The sequence below is a fragment of the Arthrobacter sp. 10T419 genome (assembly GCF_056394105.1).
In genome coordinates this window covers 1-454 of the sequence record NZ_JBFTHF010000044.1, presented here as the reverse complement: position 1 = coordinate 454, position 454 = coordinate 1, and the positions used below count along the sequence as shown (strand labels likewise).

The window sequence follows — 454 nt, the reverse complement described above, 5'->3', positions numbered from 1 at the left end:
CCTCGGCATCCGGCGGGAGGGCGCCTGGCTGCTAATCGCGCCACGGATTCCCGCAAGCTGGCCGGGCTTCCAGGCCACCATCGCACTGGGTGCCGGCCACTACGATATTCGCGTGGAGCGAAGGGGTGCCAACGATCCAGTGTCGGCCGCAATGCTGGATGACTTGCCCATCCCCTGTGTCAACGGCGCCGTGCGCGTGCAGTTGGAGGACGGGGAGCACCGTCTGGTCCTTCGCCTCGGCGACGTTCAGCTTCGGACGGCGCCGTCCTCGAACTTGGCAAATACGCGGGCCTGAACCGCTTCCATGATGGCGAGCGTGCTCTCGTCTGCTGGGGCGCTGGCCGTCACGCCGGTCGCGTCCTTCGGCTTGGCGCCGAGAGGGTAGAAGACAAACTCGGCGTCGATCTTGCCGGCCGTTTCCTTTTTGAGGCGTCGGTTGAGTGCTTTCAGGTAC

General features: G+C 65.6%; 1 protein-coding gene. It reads right to left on the bottom strand.

The window, feature by feature from the left end; all coding sequences use genetic code 11:
* Positions 1-246: 246 nt before the first annotated feature.
* Positions 247-454: hypothetical protein (locus AC1DBD_RS17795; protein WP_476982716.1), on the bottom strand; the 208-nt coding region annotated here is incomplete at its 5' end.